The following is a 14,439-nucleotide window of genomic DNA, read 5'->3' on the forward strand; positions in this document are numbered from 1 at the left end:
CCTTGCCTGGAGCTGTTCCATGAAACCCTTTGCTTTATTGAGTGCCTGCGCCCTCGCCCTGTGCCTGCAACCCCAAGCCTTTGCCGCCGAAACCGACCCCGCCCAGGTCAACCTGGATTACGCCTACTACTCGCCCGTGAGCCTGGTACTCAAGCATTTCGGCTGGCTCGAACAGGCTCTCCCTCAAACCAAGGTCGGCTGGGTGCTGAGCCAGGGCAGCAACCGCTCGCTGGAATACCTCAACAGTGGCGGCGTCGACTTCGCCTCGTCTGCCAGCCTGTCGGCGGTGTTGAGCCGCGCCAATGGCAGCCCGATCAAATCGGTGTACGTCTACAGTCGGGCTGAATGGACCGCGCTGGTGGTGCGCAAAGACTCGCCGCTCAAAACCGTCACAGACCTCAAAGGCAAAAAAATCGCCGCCACCAAAGGTACCGACCCGTACCTGTTCACCCTGCGCAGCCTGCAACTGGCGGGGTTGAAAAAGGATGATGTGGAGCTGGTGCATTTGCAGCATCCCGACGGCCGCACCGCCTTGGAGAAAGGCGACGTGGACGCCTGGGCCGGCCTTGACCCGCACATGGCCGCGAGTGAAATCCAGGCCGGTTCGCGCTTGCTGTATCGCAATAAAGACTTCAACAGCTACGGCGTGATCAGCGTCACCGAGCAATATGCCAAAGCACACCCGCAGACCATCACCAAGGTCCTCGGTGCCTATGAAAAGGCCCGCGATTGGGCCGTGAAGCACCCGGATGAATTCGCCAGATTGCTCGCTGACGAAGCCGGCCTGCCGCTGGAAGTGGCCAAGCTGCAATTGTCGCGCACCGACCTCAGCAACCCACTGCTGAGCGCCAAGGACGTGGCGTCATCCAAGGCCGCCGCGCCGATCCTGGTGTCTGAGGAATTGGTCCGGCGTGGCGTGGATGTCGGCCCCGTGATCGATCAGTTGATCGACACGTCGTTTGGCCAAACCCTGGCCAAGCCTTAAGGGAGGCGTGATGACCGATAAAAGCCAATCACTGCCGCTGCCGACGGCCGTGGTAATCAACCGCAGTGCCTGGCCAAGACGCCTAAAAGGCCTGGTGCTGCCAGTGTTGATCCTGCTGGTGCTGGAGGGGGTGGTGCGCATCGGCTGGCTGCCGTCCTACCAGATGCCGGCGCCCAGCGAAATCGCGGTGACCCTCACCGACCTGGCCGAAGGCGCGTTGTGGAAACACATCAGCGCCAGCCTGTTACGGGTACTGGCGGGGTTTGCCATCGGTGCCAGCCTGGCCCTGGTGTTTGCCGCCTGGGTGGGGTTGAGCCGTGAAGCCGAAGCGTATCTGGAGCCGACTTTCGCCGGGTTGCGCTCGATCCCGAGCCTGGCCTGGGTGCCGCTGTTGCTGCTGTGGCTGGGTATCGATGAAACCTCCAAGGTTGTGCTGATCGCGATTGGCGCGTTCTTTCCGGTGTACCTCAACGGTGTCGCGGCGATTCGCGATATTGACCGCAAGCTGGTGGAAGTCGGGCAAATGTACGGTTTCAGCCGGTCACGCCTGGTGCGCCGGATTCTGCTGCCCGCCGCCCTGCCCGGCCTGTTCACCGGGCTGCGCAGCGGCCTGAGCCTGGCGTGGATGTTCCTGGTGGCGGCGGAGCTGATCGCGGCCACCAAGGGCCTCGGTTACTTGCTCAGCGATGGTCGAGAAACCTCACGGCCAGACATCGTGCTGGCCGCCATTATCGTGTTGGCACTGCTGGGCAAGCTCAGCGATGGCCTGCTCGCAGCGCTGGAAAAACGCTGCCTGGCCTGGCGCGACACCTTCACAGGCCAAGGTGCGGAGCAATGAATATGCAAGCGTTATTGGAGCTTCGCGTGGCGCGCAAAAGCTTTGCCGGCATTGCGGTACTGAACCATCTGCAGTTGGCGTTGCAACCGCGTGAAACCGTCAGCCTGCTGGGGCCCAGCGGTTGTGGCAAAAGCACGTTGTTGCGCATTGTCGCCGGCCTGGAGACCGACTTCCAGGGCGAACTGCGCAGCCCGGAAGGCGTAGTCGCCTTTGTGTTCCAGGAACCACGGCTGATGCCCTGGCTGACGGTGGAACAGAACATCGGTTTCAGCGATGACAGCCACTACGACAAGGCCTGGGTCACCCAGTTGATCGAAGAAGTCGGCCTGACCGGCTTCGCCCAGGCGCTGCCCAAGGCCTTGTCCGGCGGCATGGCGCAACGCGTGGCCATTGCACGCGGGCTGTATTCACGCCCGCAGGTGTTATTGCTCGATGAGCCGTTCAGCGCAGTGGATGCCTTTACCCGCATGAAACTGCAGGACTTGCTGCTGCAACTGGCCGAACACCATGCGATTGCCTTGCTACTGGTGACCCATGATGTCGACGAGGCGCTGTACTTGAGTGACCGGGTGCTGGTGATGGACAACCGGCCGAGCAGTATCCGCCAGGAACTGGCAGTCGACCTGCCACACCCACGGGACCGGCGTGACCCGTCGCTGGCGCAGCTCAAGGCACAGGCATTGACCGAGTTGCAGCGCGCGCATGTGATTTAGGCGCCTGGAAAGGGGTTAGCCCCCTGTTGTGGCGAGCAGGCTTGCCCTGCGTTGGCGCGCGTAGCGGGCCCCTTGGGTGCGCAGAGAAAAATATCTGGAAAATCGCGTGACTGTTTTGGGGCTGCTTCGCATCCCAACGCAGGGCAAGCCTGCTCGCCACAGCAGGCCTGCTCACCACTACAAACCTGGTTGCCAGCGTCAAGCCAGGGTTCGGCTGAGTGTCACCCAATACCGCGTGCGCGCTCGCACCTCGAACCCCAGGGTCTGGGCCAGCAGCGTGAGGATGCGATCGGTGTCATCCAGGCGAAAGCTGCCGGTGACCCGCAGCGTTTCCAGGCTCGGGTCCCAGCGCAACACACCAGGGCGGTAACGTTCCAGCTCACGCAGGAAATCCCCAAAGGGTTGGTTCTGCGCGGTCAATACGCCGTCACGCCAGCCCAGTTGCTGCACATCAAACGCCGCCCCGGCACTCAGCCCGTGAGGCCTTAACGAGGCTTGCTGACCGCTGTTCAACGTCGTCAATTGCCCGGCCAGATCACGCACCTGCACTGCGCCCTTGAACACCGACACCAGGCAGCCGGACGCCAATTGCCGCACGCACACGTCGGCCTGGCGCACCGCTACCTGCCCATAGCGCGTGTGCACGCTGATCGCCGCTGCGCCCGGCACCGTCAGCGCCAACTCGCCGTCCACCAGCGTGATGCGCCGCTGTGCCAGGTCAACATCCACCGCCGTCGCCGTGTTGAGTTGCAGGCTGCTGCCGTCGGCCAATGGCATGCGCTTGCGCTCGCCGGTGGCGGTGTGCAAATCAGCCCGCCACGCCTCGATGGGCAATTGGCGGCTGATCAACCAGGCGGTCGGCACCAGCGCCGCCACGCCCAGGGCCCGCTTGAGCAACGCACGCCGCCCCGGTTGCGGGCGGTCGAGGCTGGCCATTGCCACGGCTTGGGGCAAGTCACTAAAGCGCCGGCGCAGCGATTGGGCCTTCTGCCAGGTCTGTTCGTGCTGGGGATGGCTGTCGCGCCAAGCCTGCAAATTGGCGTGGTCACGCTCGGTGGCCGCGCCGGATTCCAGCAGCGCCAACCATTGGGCGGCGGCGCGCGCAACCTCGCGGCTCACATGTCCACCAGCAAACAATGTTCATAGGCCTGAGCCATGTAGCGCTTGACCGTGCGCTCAGAGACGTCGAGCCGCTCGGCAATCTCGCGATAGCCCAGGCCCTCCAACTGGCTCCACAGAAAAGCGCGGCGCACCCCCTGCGGCAAACCGTCAAGCAACTCATCCAGGGCGTGCAGGGTTTCCAGTACCAGCCAGCGTTGCTCGGGTGACGGCACGCAGGTTTCGGGCACACTCGCCAGCGCTTTCAGATAGGCTTGCTCAAGGCTGCGGCGCTGATGAAAGTTGGCCAGCAAACGCTTGCCGACCGTCACCAGATACGCCCGTGGCTCCTGCATTTGCGCAATCGGCTGGGCACTGGCCAGCACCCGCACGAAGGTGTCCTGGGTCAGGTCCGCTGCATCCCAGGCATTGCCCAGGCGCCGCCGCAACCAGCTTTCAAGCCAGCTGCGATGATCACGGTACAAACTCGACAAGGTCAGTTCGCCAGTGTGGGTCGGGGCAACAGCATCAGTCATGGCAAGCAACCTGCGCGGCGCGAGTGAGTCTCAAATGAGATTCATTCTATTTAATATCGCGCGGGTGCACCATGCTCTTTTCAACATTGCGTTTATGCCGTGAGTTCTGCGTCAAACACTTGCCCACGCCCTACTACGCTGGCAGGCGCCAACACCGCGCCCGGTGCCAATACCGCGTTGGCACCAATCCGGCACTGATCGCCCAGCAAGGCGCCAAACTTGTCGCAGCCGGTACGCTGCAACTGCCCGGCGACGCGCACCCACACGTCCTTGTCCAATCGCTCGTTACGGTAATTGGCGACAATACTGCCGGCTTCCAGGTTGATCCCATGCCCCAGTACCGAATCGCCGACAAAGTTGAAGTGCGCCAGTTTGCTGCCACTGAATACAAATGAGGTTTTCAGTTCTGCGCCGGGGCCGATGATGCACTGCGCATCCAGCCAGCAGCCGCCGCGCAACAGCGAGCCACTGGCAATAAAACACTCGGCGCCGATGATCAGCGGGCCTTTGAGCAAGGCGCCGGGCTCGACCGTGGCGGTACGGTGGATGGCGATTTCATCCTGAATGATGTAATCGGCTGCCAGCAGTTGAGTGAGCATCTGGCGAACAATCACCGGGGCCTGGGTTGTCAGAGCCCAGGGTGCGAGGTCAACCCAGGGGGCCAGCGGCGATTGGGAAAAGTCGGCGATGTATTCGGCGAGTCGTATCAACGTCGAGCCCTCTGGTAGTGAGAGAAACGAAAAACTTTAGCACTTCGGCAGGACCAGGCAGAGCTTTACTATTTGTCTTTATATGGATATTTTATCTAGATCAGCAAACGAGGACCGCTCATGCAATTACCCGACTATTCCGATGTCGTCGCCGCCGCCCAACGCCTTGAAGGCTTCGCCCATCAAACACCGGTGTTCACCTCACGCACCCTCGACGCCGAAACCGGCGCCCAGGTGTTTATCAAATGTGAAAACCTGCAACGCACCGGCTCGTTCAAGTTTCGCGGTGCGTTCAATGCCCTTTCGCAGTTCGACGCGCAGCAGCGCAAGGCCGGGGTGGTGGCGTTCTCCTCCGGCAACCATGCCCAGGGCATTGCGTTGGCCGCCCAATTGCTGGGCATGCCGGCGACCATCGTGATGCCCACCGACGCGCCCGCCGCCAAGGTCGCCGCCACCCGGGAATATGGCGCCAGCGTGGTGCTGTATGACCGCTTCAACGAGGACCGAGAACAAATCGGCCGCACCTTGGCGGTTGAGCATGGCATGACGTTGATCCCGCCTTACGACCACCCACACATCCTCGCCGGCCAAGGCACGGCCGCCAAGGAACTGTTGGAATTCAGCGGCCCCCTCGACGCCCTGTTCGTCGGCCTGGGTGGTGGCGGCATGCTCTCGGGCACCGCGTTGTCGACCCGTGCGCTGGCCCCCGATTGCCAGCTGTTTGGTGTTGAGCCGCTAGCAGGCAATGACGGCCAGCGTTCATTCCAGACCGGCAGCATCGTGCACATCGACACCCCGGCGACCATCGCCGACGGTGCGCAAACCCAGCACCTGGGCGACTACACCTTCCCGATCATCCGCGACAAGGTCAGCGACATCCTCACCGTCTCCGACGCGCAGCTGGTGGCCGCGATGAGGTTCTTTATGCAACGCATGAAAATGGTGGTCGAGCCCACCGGCTGCCTGGGCCTGGCGGCGTTGCGCCAGCTGGGCGAGCGGTTCAAGGGCCGGCGCGTGGGCATTATCGTCACCGGCGGCAACGTCGATATCGCGCGCTATGCCGCGCTGCTCAGCGAGGCGCCATGAACATCATCCACACCGAAACCGCCTCGGCGCCTGCCGGGCACTACTCCCAGGCCGTCAGCCACGGCGACACGCTGTATATCTCCGGGCAATTGCCGGTCAGCCCCGACGGGCGCCACAACCTTCAAGCATCGTTTGCCGAACAGGCCCAGCTTGCGCTGGCTAATCTGCTGGCCATCCTGAAAGCCGCCGGGGGCTCGCCGCAGGATCTGGTGAAAGTCACGGTGTATGTGGCCGGGGTGCAGCATTGGGCGCAATTCGACCGTATTTACGCCGCCGCGCTGGGCGAGCACCGCCCCGCCCGCGCGGTGGTGCCGGTGCCCGAGTTGCACCACGGTTACCGGGTGGAAATTGAAGCGGTGGCGCGCTACTTGGCGTAGGTGTAGACCGCCGCCCGTGACACGCCCAGGTGCGCGGCCACGGTCTCCATGGCCCGGCGAATGTCCATGCAGCCCGAGTCTTTGAGCTCTTGCAGCAACAGCCGTCGATCCGCCGCCTTGAGCGCGCGCGGCGTGGTGGCCAGGCGTGCGGCGAACTGGTCGATGCGGGTGCGAATTACATCGGCGCCGGACGGCTCCAGGGATTCAATCAAGGTGTCGCCGGTAACCGAGCCAAATTGCTCGAGCATGCCCTGCAGGCCACGGAACAATGAGAGATCGACGTTCATGCACAAGGCCGCGACGTACTTGCCGCTGGTGTCCTTGATGCCGATGGAGGTGCTTTTGACCTGACGGCCATCGGCGAACTGATTGCGGTAATTGGCAATGATCTGCGGGTAGTCGGGGTCCGCAATCCGCGCCAGGCCCAACTCGGTGGTCGGGTCGCCCGGCGAGCGCCCGGAGAGGTTGTTATGAATCGCCAGGATCGCCTGCTTCGGGTCGCGCAAATCGTGCAGCACCACTTCGCAGAACGGGCTAAAGGTTTTGCTCAAGCCTTCGGCAATCCGTTCGAGCTGGCTGATCAGGGTGGTTTCTTCAGGAGAGGTCTTTTTCATGCAAGACAACATATCCAGTCCTGGACAGGCCGTCAATTTGGCCGCTGTCCGTCCTAGTGGAGCTTCAACCATGGACACCCCGGCAGCATTGATAGACACGTTGAAAATGCAGCGCAACATCCAGCGCATGCAACAGCGCGCCAACCACCTGGGCGTGCACGCTGCGTTGAAGCGGCGCAGCGTATCCGTGCCGCCGGGTTGGCCTGCGATCAGGCAGACCAACCGCTACAGGGCGAGCTCCATCTTGATGATCTCGATAGACACCGGGCTGTTGCCCCGGCTGAAGGTGCCCTCGCCAACCTTTTCAAAGCCGAACGCGGCATAGAACATTTCGGCGTTGAGGGTCGCTTCCAGGCAGGCCTTGGTATGGCCGGCGTTCTTGATGCGCTGCAAGGCTTCATTCAATAAGCGTGCGCCAATACCCTGCCCGGCGGCAGCGCCGCGCACGAACAGTTTGCTGATTTCATTGCCATCGATCTCGATAAACCCCTGCAGCCTGTCGGTGTACGCCAGCCACAGGTTGCCGGCGGCGATGGCCTCGCGGTAGGTCGCGGGTGAGCGGCCGTTGAGCCACATGGCGATCTGCTCGGGGCCATAGTCGCCCGTGCAGAGGTTTTCGACGGAGTTCTTATGCACCTCGAAGACACTTTGCGCGTCTTCCAGCTGGGCGGATCGAATCAGTACTTTTTTCATTCCCTTGAAATTCCACCGGCAGCCAATGAACCCAGGTTTTATAGCTCAACCGGCGCTGCGCCGCGACCCAACACCGCACATCTTGTGCGTTGACCTGTTCTGTTACACACCATATAGTGTGCCCACAAACACAAACCACCACTACATAGTGTGCAGTATCGGTATTTACCGACCACACTCTGCGCAGTATTTCAATGCCTTGAAGCCTGCAAAAACCTATTTTTCGAGTACCAGGAAGGAGAATTTCAATGTTGAGTTGGGATGAAGTCGACAACGAAGACACCGGTGCAGCGGTGATCAAGGGCGCCAACGCCGGCCACGCCAGCGAAGCCAACATGGACCGTCTCGACGGTGCCGGTGCTGCCGCCGCCCTGGAAGCGCGCAACGTGACCGCCAGCGACTCGGCTGCGATCATCCGCGCCAAGGCCGCCCTGGACAAACTCGACGTCGCCGAAGGCCTCGCCGAACTCGAAGGCTCCGCCGCCCGCGTCGCCGTTGACGAAAAGCGCATGATCAACTGCCGCGCCGACCTCAACCAACTCGTACCCTTCAAGTACGACTGGGCCTGGCAAAAGTACCTCGACGGCTGCGCCAACCACTGGATGCCGCAAGAGGTCAACATGACCGCCGACATCGCCCTATGGAAAAACCCCGAAGGCCTCACCGACGACGAACGCCGCATCGTCATGCGCAACCTCGGCTTCTTCTCCACCGCGGATTCGTTGGTCGCCAACAACCTGGTGCTGGCCGTGTACCGCCTGATCACCAACCCGGAGTGCCGCCAGTACATCCTGCGCCAGGCCTTCGAAGAAGCGATCCACACCCACGCCTACCAGTACTGCATCGAATCGCTGGCCATGGATGAAGGCGAGATCTTCAACATGTACCACGAGATTCCATCGGTCGCCAAAAAGGCAGCCTGGGGCCTGAAGTACACCCGTTCGATCTCCGATCCGAAGTTCGAAACCGGCACCGTCGAAACCGACAAAGAACTGCTGCGCAACCTGGTCGCCTACTACTGCGTCCTGGAAGGCATCTTCTTCTACTGCGGCTTCACCCAGATTTTGTCCATGGGCCGTCGCAACAAAATGACCGGCGTGGCCGAGCAGTTCCAGTACATCCTGCGGGATGAGTCGATGCACCTGAACTTCGGTATCGATGTGATCAACCAGATCAAAATCGAAAACCCGCATTTGTGGGATGCCGAGATGAAGGAAGAAGCGACCCAGATGATTTTGCAGGGGACGCAGCTGGAGATCGAGTACGCGCGTGACACTATGCCTCGCGGCGTATTGGGCATGAATGCGGCGATGATGGAGGATTATCTGAAGTTTATTGCTAACCGTCGTTTGTCGCAGATTGGTCTTAAAGAAGAATACCCAGGGACGACTAACCCGTTCCCGTGGATGAGTGAGATTATGGACTTGAAGAAAGAGAAAAACTTCTTCGAAACCCGCGTGATCGAGTACCAGACCGGCGGCGCGCTGAGCTGGGATTAAAAATGTAGGAGCGGGCTTGCCCGCGATGGCGGCGGGTCAGTTAAGCATGTATTGGCTGACACTCAGCTATCGCGGGCAAGCCCGCTCCCACATGGGTTAGCGGTATTTTTTAGACTTGCGTACAAACCTTATGCCCAACCAAACCATCAAAACGCCCTGCGTCGGCCTGTGCTCCACCGTTTACGGCGACCTGGTCTGCCGGGGCTGCAAGCGTTATCACCATGAAGTCATTCAATGGAATGGCTACAACGCCGAGGAAAAACAGGCGGTGTGGCTGCGCCTGGAACAGTTGCTGGTGCAGGTGATGGCCAGCAAGCTTGAGGTGTTTGACCCGCAGCTTTTGCGCCAGCAACTTGAAACCCGCAAGATTCGCTTTGTGCCGCACCAGTCGCCGTACTGCTGGGCGTACCAGCTGATTGCCCGGGGTGCGCGGGTGATTTCCAGGCTGGACGCGTATGGGCTGGCGCTGCTGCCGGAGTTTCGCGAGCGCCACCTGGCGGATTTGCGTGATGCGATTGACCGCGAGTTTTTCCTGCTGTCCGAGGCGCATTACGAGCGCTATATCGCACCGGGCTTTTTGCGTGAGGCTTTTGGCGCTCCATTGATCGCAAGTATTTAAGCGGCAGCACACAACCAATGTGTGTGTGCGGGCTTGCTCGCAAAAGCGAAGTGTCAGTTAGCACATCTGTAACTGAGCACCTCCGGGCTTTTTTTCCAGTTTATGTCGGTGACTGTGTTTAAAATGCCGCCCGCTCAACGACTGACGCTCAACGATGACCCCAGACGCACTCGCTACCCTGCACGCCCATTTGCTCACCGCCCTGGCCAACCCGCCGAGTGAGACCCGGCGCCTGTTCCACGGCCGTGGCCGCTGCTGGCCGGGCCTGGAGCAACTGACGGTGGACTGGTTGCAGGGCGTGCTGCTGGTCTCGTTGTTCAAGGAACCCGAGCCTGCGCAGCTCGAAGCCCTTAAACAGCTGCTGCAAACGCAGTTCAGCGCTTACACCGTCGCCTTGCAACACCGCTACCTGCCGCAAAGCACCACCGAATGGTTGGCGGGCGAAGCGGTAGACGAACTGACCATTACCGAAGGCGGCCTGCGTTACCTGATCGACCTGGGTAAAAAACAGAACAGCGGGCTGTTCCTCGACATGCGCTACGGCCGCAACTGGGTGCGCGAACAGGCCAAGGGCCAGCATGTGCTCAACCTGTTCGCCTACACCTGTGGTTTCTCGGTGGCGGCCATCGAAGGCGGTGCCGACCATGTGGTGAACCTGGACATGGCCCGTGGCGCCTTGAGTCGCGGGCGCGACAACCATCGCCTCAATGGTCATGACTTGAGCCGCGTCAGCTTCCTGGGCCACGACCTGTTCAAGTCCTGGGCCAAGGTGACCAACAGTGGCCCTTACGATCTGGTGATCATCGACCCACCGTCCTTCCAGAAGGGCAGCTTCCTGCTGACCAAAGACTACCAACGCGTGCTGCGCCGCCTGCCGGATTTGCTCACGGCCCACGGCACCGTATTGGCCTGCATGAACGACCCGGCCTTCGGTGAGGACTTCCTGATTGACGGCGTAACCCGCGAAGCACCGGGCCTGCGCTTTATACAGCGGCTGGAAAACCCGCCGGAATTTCCTGATGTCGACCCGCAAAGCGGTTTGAAGGCATTGGTGTTCCGTCAGGGTTGATGCCGAAACGTCTGACCCTTGCTACGCTAAGTGATACGCCGGGGCGGTGAACCTTATACCTCCCTTCCCGGTCGATACCTGCATTCCCCGGCCAGACTCGACGGCGTTACGTCGTCGGCTGCCCTGTTTCATCTTTTGGAGAGCCGCCCGTGATATCGACCCTGCATGTAGCCAGACTCAAAGCCTGGGGCGCCCACGGCTTTACCGCCACCGGCGTGGTGCTGGCGTTCCTGGCCACCCTGGCCTTGCTGGAAAACTCACCCAAGGCCTGCCTGCTATGGCTGGGCCTGGCGCTGGTGGTCGATGGCGTCGATGGCTCGCTGGCGCGACGGGTCAATGTCAGCACGGTTCTGCCCAGCTTTGATGGCTCGGTGCTGGACCTGGTGATTGACTACCTGACGTATGTGTTTATTCCGGCGCTGTTCATCTACCGCTATATCGACCTGCCGGACTTCACCCACCTGTTTACCGTGTCGGTGATCCTGGTGTCGTCGCTGTTCTGCTTCTGCAATGTGAACATGAAGAGCAAGGACAACTATTTTGTCGGCTTTCCTGCGGCCTGGAATGTGGTGGCCTTGTGCGTTTACATTATCCAGCCGGACGCCTGGGTGACCCTGGCCACGGTGATCGGTCTGGCGCTGCTGACCGTGACACCGATGAAGTTTCTGCACCCGTTCCGGGTCAAGCGCTTTATGCCGATCAACATCGCCGTGACCACCATCTGGTTGCTGTGCAGCTTTTTGATGGTGGTGGACTACCCCAATACCAACCCGTGGACGTTTGGCTTGTGGTCGGTGATGTCGGCGTATTTTCTGGGGATTTGTGTGTGGCGCACGGCGTTGGAGTGGCTGGGAACCCATAAATAGTCAAGCGGGCACGGTTTAAAGGTGGGAGCTGGCTTGCCTGCGATGGCGTCGGGTCAGTTACAGCAGGTGGGCCTGCCCTACCGCTATCGCAGGCAAGCCAGCTCCCACATTTGGATCTGGGTGCATCCGGCAGGTAAGATGGCGATCTTTGACGCAGCCCCTTTCTGCGCCCTGCCAATAATAAGCCCTGCCCATGCCCTTCGAACTCAGCGTTGACCTGACCACCCTCGCCATTCTTGCCTGCGTGGCCTTTATTGCCGGCTTCATCGACGCCATCGCCGGCGGCGGCGGCTTGCTCACCACGCCGGCCCTGCTCACCGCCGGCATGCCACCGCACCTGGTGCTGGGCACCAACAAGCTCAGCTCGACCTTCGGCTCCGCCACCGCCAGTTTTACCTTCTACCGGCGCAAGCTGTTCCACCCGCGCCAATGGGTACACGCCATCATCGGCACGCTGGTCGGCGCATTGGCCGGTGCCGTGGTCGCTCACTACCTGCCCGCCGAAACCCTGAACAAAATGCTCCCGGTGATCGTGTTCGCCTGTGGTGTGTATTTGCTGTTCGGCGGTACGCCCAAGGCGCCGCTGGATGCCGATGCACCGATCAAGAAGAAATGGCAGTCCACCCAAGGTTTCGGCCTGGGTTTCTATGACGGCGTGGCCGGCCCCGGCACCGGCGCGTTCTGGACAGTCAGCACGATGCTGCTGCACCCCATCGACCTGGTCAAAGCCAGCGGCGTGGCGCGCAGCATGAACTTCGTCAGTAACGCAGCGGCGCTGTCGGTGTTTATCTTCAATGGCTCGGTGGACTGGATCGTCGGCCTGGCGATGGGCTTCTCGGTAATGTGTGGCGCGTTCTTTGGCGCACGCAGCGCAATCAGCGGCGGCGCCAAATTCATTCGCCCGGTGTTTATCACCGTGGTCCTCGGCCTGACGGTGCGTCTAGCCTGGCAACACTGGTTCAGCGTGGCCTAAACGGCGCGCCAGGTAGAGGTCGATCAGGTAACGCGCAATCGAACGTGACGCCGGCAACGGCGGCAAGTCGTGGATGTTGAACCACTGCGCGTCTTCGATCTCGTCGGCCTGGGGCACGATGTCCCCCCCGGCGTACTCGGCATGGAAGCCCAGCATCATCGAGTGCGGGAACGGCCAGCACTGGCTGCCCATGTACTGGATGTTCTTGACCTCCACCTGCACTTCTTCGCGCACTTCACGAATCAGGCAATCTTCGGCCGACTCACCCGGCTCGGCGAAACCCGCCAGCGTGCTGTACACGCCCGTGACAAAACGCGGCGAACGCGCCAGCAGGATCTCGTCGCCGCGGGTCACCAGCACAATCATGCTCGGCGAAATCCGTGGGTAACTGCGCAGGTCGCAGGCCTGGCAATACATCGCCCGCTCGCGTGGCACCTGCACCATCGCCTGGCCGCAACTGCCACAGAACCGATGCTCCCGCGCCCAGGTGCCGATCTGCGCGGCGTAGCCCAGCACTTTGTACAGGGTGTGGTCGCCCTGCAACATAAAGCCGCGCAAGCCCTGCCAACTGCAACCCGGCACCTCGGCCGCCGCGTTCAGCTCCAGCAAGTACACCGGCTCACCGTCAAGGTGACCAATGCCATGTTCAGCAAACACCGACAGCTCCTGGCGCTTGAGCCATTCACGCGGGAACAGCGGACCATTGGTGTCATGTAAAAAGCCCTCGCGGCTGCGGGCGACGGCCCAGCCGCCAGGGGCGTCGTTGTCCAGCAGCGTTGTGGTAATCCAGCCTGGTGTCATATCAGTCAATCCACGAATTCGGGTTTCTGCTTACTCATATGGGCCGCGATGGCCACGCGCAGGTCGTTGGATTGCAACATAGCCGAGTTCCAGGTGGCAACGTATTCCAGACCATCATTGACCGTGTGGTCACGCATGTAGCTGATCATGGCCTTGGTGCCGGCCACTGCAATCGGTGATTTGCTCGCGATTTCATGGGCGATTTCCATGACCCCGGCCAACAGGCTGTCCTGATCGGGATACACGCGATTGACCAGGCCGATGCTGCGCGCTTCTTCGGCGCCGAACGGGCGACCGGTGTAGGCCAGTTCACGCAACATGCCGTCGCCAATAATGCGCGGCAGCCGTTGCAGGGTGCCGACGTCGGCAGCCATGCCGATATCGATTTCCTTGATCGAGAACTGCGCGCCTTCGGCGGCGTAGCGCATGTCACAGGCGCTGATCAGGTCAATGGCGCCGCCGATGCAATAACCCTGGATCGCCGCCAGCACCGGCTTGCGGCAGGTGTCGACGGCATTGAACGAGGCTTGCAGCTCGAGGATCTTGCGCCGCAGCAGGCGTGCGTTGCGGCCCACGTCCTTGCCAAAGCTATTGGCCACCGAGGCCATCATCATCAGGTCGATGCCGGACGAGAAATGCTTGCCGGCGCCGCTGAGCACCACGGCGCGCACGGCGTCGGTGTCTTCGACCCATTGGAAAATGTCGATGATCTCGGTCCAGAACGCCGCGTTCATCGCGTTGATTTTTTCCGGGCGGTTGATCTGCACATGGGCAACATTGCCGGTGAGTTCGACGATGAAAGCTTGGTATTCGGACATGGCAGTGATCCCTGACTGGCGAGTAATAAGGCTCGAACTATAACAAGGGAACATGACGGCGCATCGGCCAAAAACGGGACTGGCAAAAGTAATGAAATGTTGTGGCCGCCGGGTTTATCGCCTGCCGATACATTTCACCCAGGA

Annotated in this window: 17 protein-coding genes; 10 read left to right on the top strand and 7 right to left on the bottom strand. The window is 61.2% G+C overall.

Going from position 1 to position 14,439, the window contains the following annotated elements:
* Window positions 1-19 precede the first annotated feature (19 nt).
* The 3 genes from QF043_RS14995 to QF043_RS15005 are packed head-to-tail and all read left to right on the top strand — an operon-like array spanning window position 20 to window position 2,536.
* Window positions 20-985, top strand: a complete 966-nt coding sequence (locus QF043_RS14995) for an aliphatic sulfonate ABC transporter substrate-binding protein (RefSeq protein ID WP_307419133.1) — start codon at window positions 20-22, stop codon at window positions 983-985.
* Window positions 986-995: 10 nt separating this feature from the next.
* Window positions 996-1,823: an ABC transporter permease gene (locus tag QF043_RS15000; RefSeq protein ID WP_307419134.1), complete on the top strand. Its 828-nt coding sequence runs from the start codon at window positions 996-998 to the stop codon at window positions 1,821-1,823.
* Window positions 1,820-2,536, top strand: a complete 717-nt coding sequence (locus tag QF043_RS15005; protein ID WP_307419135.1) for an ABC transporter ATP-binding protein — start codon at window positions 1,820-1,822, stop codon at window positions 2,534-2,536. Before QF043_RS15000 ends, QF043_RS15005 begins: the two co-directional genes overlap by 4 nt.
* A 198-nt stretch (window positions 2,537-2,734) precedes the next feature.
* On the opposite strand, the gene QF043_RS15010 is transcribed toward QF043_RS15005, so the two are convergent.
* From QF043_RS15010 to QF043_RS15020, 3 genes are all read right to left on the bottom strand, one after another.
* On the bottom strand, window positions 2,735-3,655 hold the full coding sequence (locus QF043_RS15010; RefSeq protein ID WP_307419136.1) for a FecR domain-containing protein: 921 nt from the start codon (window positions 3,653-3,655) through the stop codon (window positions 2,735-2,737).
* On the bottom strand, window positions 3,652-4,170 hold the full coding sequence (locus QF043_RS15015; RefSeq protein ID WP_307419137.1) for a sigma-70 family RNA polymerase sigma factor: 519 nt from the start codon (window positions 4,168-4,170) through the stop codon (window positions 3,652-3,654). Before QF043_RS15015 ends, QF043_RS15010 begins: the two co-directional genes overlap by 4 nt.
* A gap of 92 nt (window positions 4,171-4,262) precedes the next feature.
* On the bottom strand, window positions 4,263-4,880 hold the full coding sequence (locus QF043_RS15020) for an LpxA family transferase (protein ID WP_307419138.1): 618 nt from the start codon (window positions 4,878-4,880) through the stop codon (window positions 4,263-4,265).
* Window positions 4,881-5,000: 120 nt separating this feature from the next.
* Between QF043_RS15020 and QF043_RS15025 the strand changes: the two genes are divergently transcribed.
* The gene (locus tag QF043_RS15025; protein ID WP_307419139.1) at window positions 5,001-5,966 is read left to right on the top strand and encodes a threo-3-hydroxy-L-aspartate ammonia-lyase; all 966 of its coding nucleotides are present in this window, start codon (window positions 5,001-5,003) and stop codon (window positions 5,964-5,966) included.
* Entirely contained in the window at window positions 5,963-6,343 is a 381-nt protein-coding gene (locus tag QF043_RS15030; RefSeq protein ID WP_307419140.1) for a RidA family protein, read from the top strand. The genes QF043_RS15025 and QF043_RS15030 overlap by 4 nt, the downstream gene beginning before the upstream one ends.
* On the opposite strand, the gene QF043_RS15035 is transcribed toward QF043_RS15030, so the two are convergent.
* Window positions 6,331-6,957, bottom strand: a complete 627-nt coding sequence (locus QF043_RS15035) for a transcriptional regulator (RefSeq protein ID WP_307419141.1) — start codon at window positions 6,955-6,957, stop codon at window positions 6,331-6,333. The genes QF043_RS15030 and QF043_RS15035 overlap by 13 nt on opposite strands.
* A 225-nt stretch (window positions 6,958-7,182) precedes the next feature.
* Complete coding sequence (locus QF043_RS15040) at window positions 7,183-7,650, bottom strand: GNAT family N-acetyltransferase (RefSeq protein ID WP_307419142.1); 468 nt, start codon at window positions 7,648-7,650, stop codon at window positions 7,183-7,185.
* Between the two features lie 248 nt (window positions 7,651-7,898).
* On the opposite strand from QF043_RS15040, the gene QF043_RS15045 reads away from it, so the two are divergent.
* The 5 genes from QF043_RS15045 (at window position 7,899) to QF043_RS15065 (ending at window position 12,676) form a co-directional block, all read left to right on the top strand.
* Window positions 7,899-9,149 carry a ribonucleotide-diphosphate reductase subunit beta gene (locus QF043_RS15045; protein ID WP_099489316.1) on the top strand — a complete coding sequence of 417 codons (1,251 nt, stop codon included), beginning with the start codon at window positions 7,899-7,901 and terminating at the stop codon, window positions 9,147-9,149.
* A 130-nt stretch (window positions 9,150-9,279) separates the two neighbouring features.
* Window positions 9,280-9,768, top strand: a complete 489-nt coding sequence (locus tag QF043_RS15050; protein ID WP_307419143.1) for a DUF1289 domain-containing protein — start codon at window positions 9,280-9,282, stop codon at window positions 9,766-9,768.
* A 154-nt stretch (window positions 9,769-9,922) separates the two neighbouring features.
* Window positions 9,923-10,837, top strand: a complete 915-nt coding sequence (locus QF043_RS15055; RefSeq protein ID WP_307419145.1) for a class I SAM-dependent methyltransferase — start codon at window positions 9,923-9,925, stop codon at window positions 10,835-10,837.
* Between the two features lie 149 nt (window positions 10,838-10,986).
* The gene (pcsA, locus tag QF043_RS15060) at window positions 10,987-11,703 is read left to right on the top strand and encodes a phosphatidylcholine synthase (protein WP_200434200.1); all 717 of its coding nucleotides are present in this window, start codon (window positions 10,987-10,989) and stop codon (window positions 11,701-11,703) included.
* Window positions 11,704-11,896: 193 nt separating this feature from the next.
* Window positions 11,897-12,676 (top strand): TSUP family transporter, encoded by a 780-nt coding sequence (locus QF043_RS15065; protein ID WP_307419146.1) that lies wholly within the window; start codon window positions 11,897-11,899, stop codon window positions 12,674-12,676.
* On the opposite strand, the gene nudC is transcribed toward QF043_RS15065, so the two are convergent.
* Window positions 12,644-13,477 (bottom strand): NAD(+) diphosphatase, encoded by an 834-nt coding sequence (gene nudC / locus QF043_RS15070; protein WP_307419147.1) that lies wholly within the window; start codon window positions 13,475-13,477, stop codon window positions 12,644-12,646. The two genes, QF043_RS15065 and nudC, sit on opposite strands and share 33 nt — an antisense overlap.
* Before the next feature lie 5 nt (window positions 13,478-13,482).
* The gene (locus QF043_RS15075) at window positions 13,483-14,295 is read right to left on the bottom strand and encodes a crotonase/enoyl-CoA hydratase family protein (RefSeq protein ID WP_017139109.1); all 813 of its coding nucleotides are present in this window, start codon (window positions 14,293-14,295) and stop codon (window positions 13,483-13,485) included.
* Window positions 14,296-14,439: the final 144 nt, after the last annotated feature.

Origin of the sequence: Pseudomonas sp. W3I7 (genome assembly GCF_030816095.1) — a bacterium.
Classification (GTDB): Bacteria; Pseudomonadota; Gammaproteobacteria; order Pseudomonadales; family Pseudomonadaceae; genus Aquipseudomonas; species Aquipseudomonas salomonii.

Coding starts and splice junctions, on each gene's coding strand:
- QF043_RS14995 (WP_307419133.1), top strand. CDS start 20: ATGAAACCCTTTGCTTTATTGAGTGCCTGCGCCCTCGCCCTGTGCCTG.
- QF043_RS15000 (WP_307419134.1), top strand. CDS start 996: ATGACCGATAAAAGCCAATCACTGCCGCTGCCGACGGCCGTGGTAATC.
- QF043_RS15005 (WP_307419135.1), top strand. CDS start 1,820: ATGAATATGCAAGCGTTATTGGAGCTTCGCGTGGCGCGCAAAAGCTTT.
- QF043_RS15015 (WP_307419137.1), bottom strand. CDS start 4,170: ATGACTGATGCTGTTGCCCCGACCCACACTGGCGAACTGACCTTGTCG.
- QF043_RS15025 (WP_307419139.1), top strand. CDS start 5,001: ATGCAATTACCCGACTATTCCGATGTCGTCGCCGCCGCCCAACGCCTT.
- QF043_RS15030 (WP_307419140.1), top strand. CDS start 5,963: ATGAACATCATCCACACCGAAACCGCCTCGGCGCCTGCCGGGCACTAC.
- QF043_RS15035 (WP_307419141.1), bottom strand. CDS start 6,957: ATGAAAAAGACCTCTCCTGAAGAAACCACCCTGATCAGCCAGCTCGAA.
- QF043_RS15040 (WP_307419142.1), bottom strand. CDS start 7,650: ATGAAAAAAGTACTGATTCGATCCGCCCAGCTGGAAGACGCGCAAAGT.
- QF043_RS15045 (WP_099489316.1), top strand. CDS start 7,899: ATGTTGAGTTGGGATGAAGTCGACAACGAAGACACCGGTGCAGCGGTG.
- QF043_RS15050 (WP_307419143.1), top strand. CDS start 9,280: ATGCCCAACCAAACCATCAAAACGCCCTGCGTCGGCCTGTGCTCCACC.
- QF043_RS15055 (WP_307419145.1), top strand. CDS start 9,923: ATGACCCCAGACGCACTCGCTACCCTGCACGCCCATTTGCTCACCGCC.
- QF043_RS15065 (WP_307419146.1), top strand. CDS start 11,897: ATGCCCTTCGAACTCAGCGTTGACCTGACCACCCTCGCCATTCTTGCC.
- nudC (WP_307419147.1), bottom strand. CDS start 13,477: ATGACACCAGGCTGGATTACCACAACGCTGCTGGACAACGACGCCCCT.
- QF043_RS15075 (WP_017139109.1), bottom strand. CDS start 14,295: ATGTCCGAATACCAAGCTTTCATCGTCGAACTCACCGGCAATGTTGCC.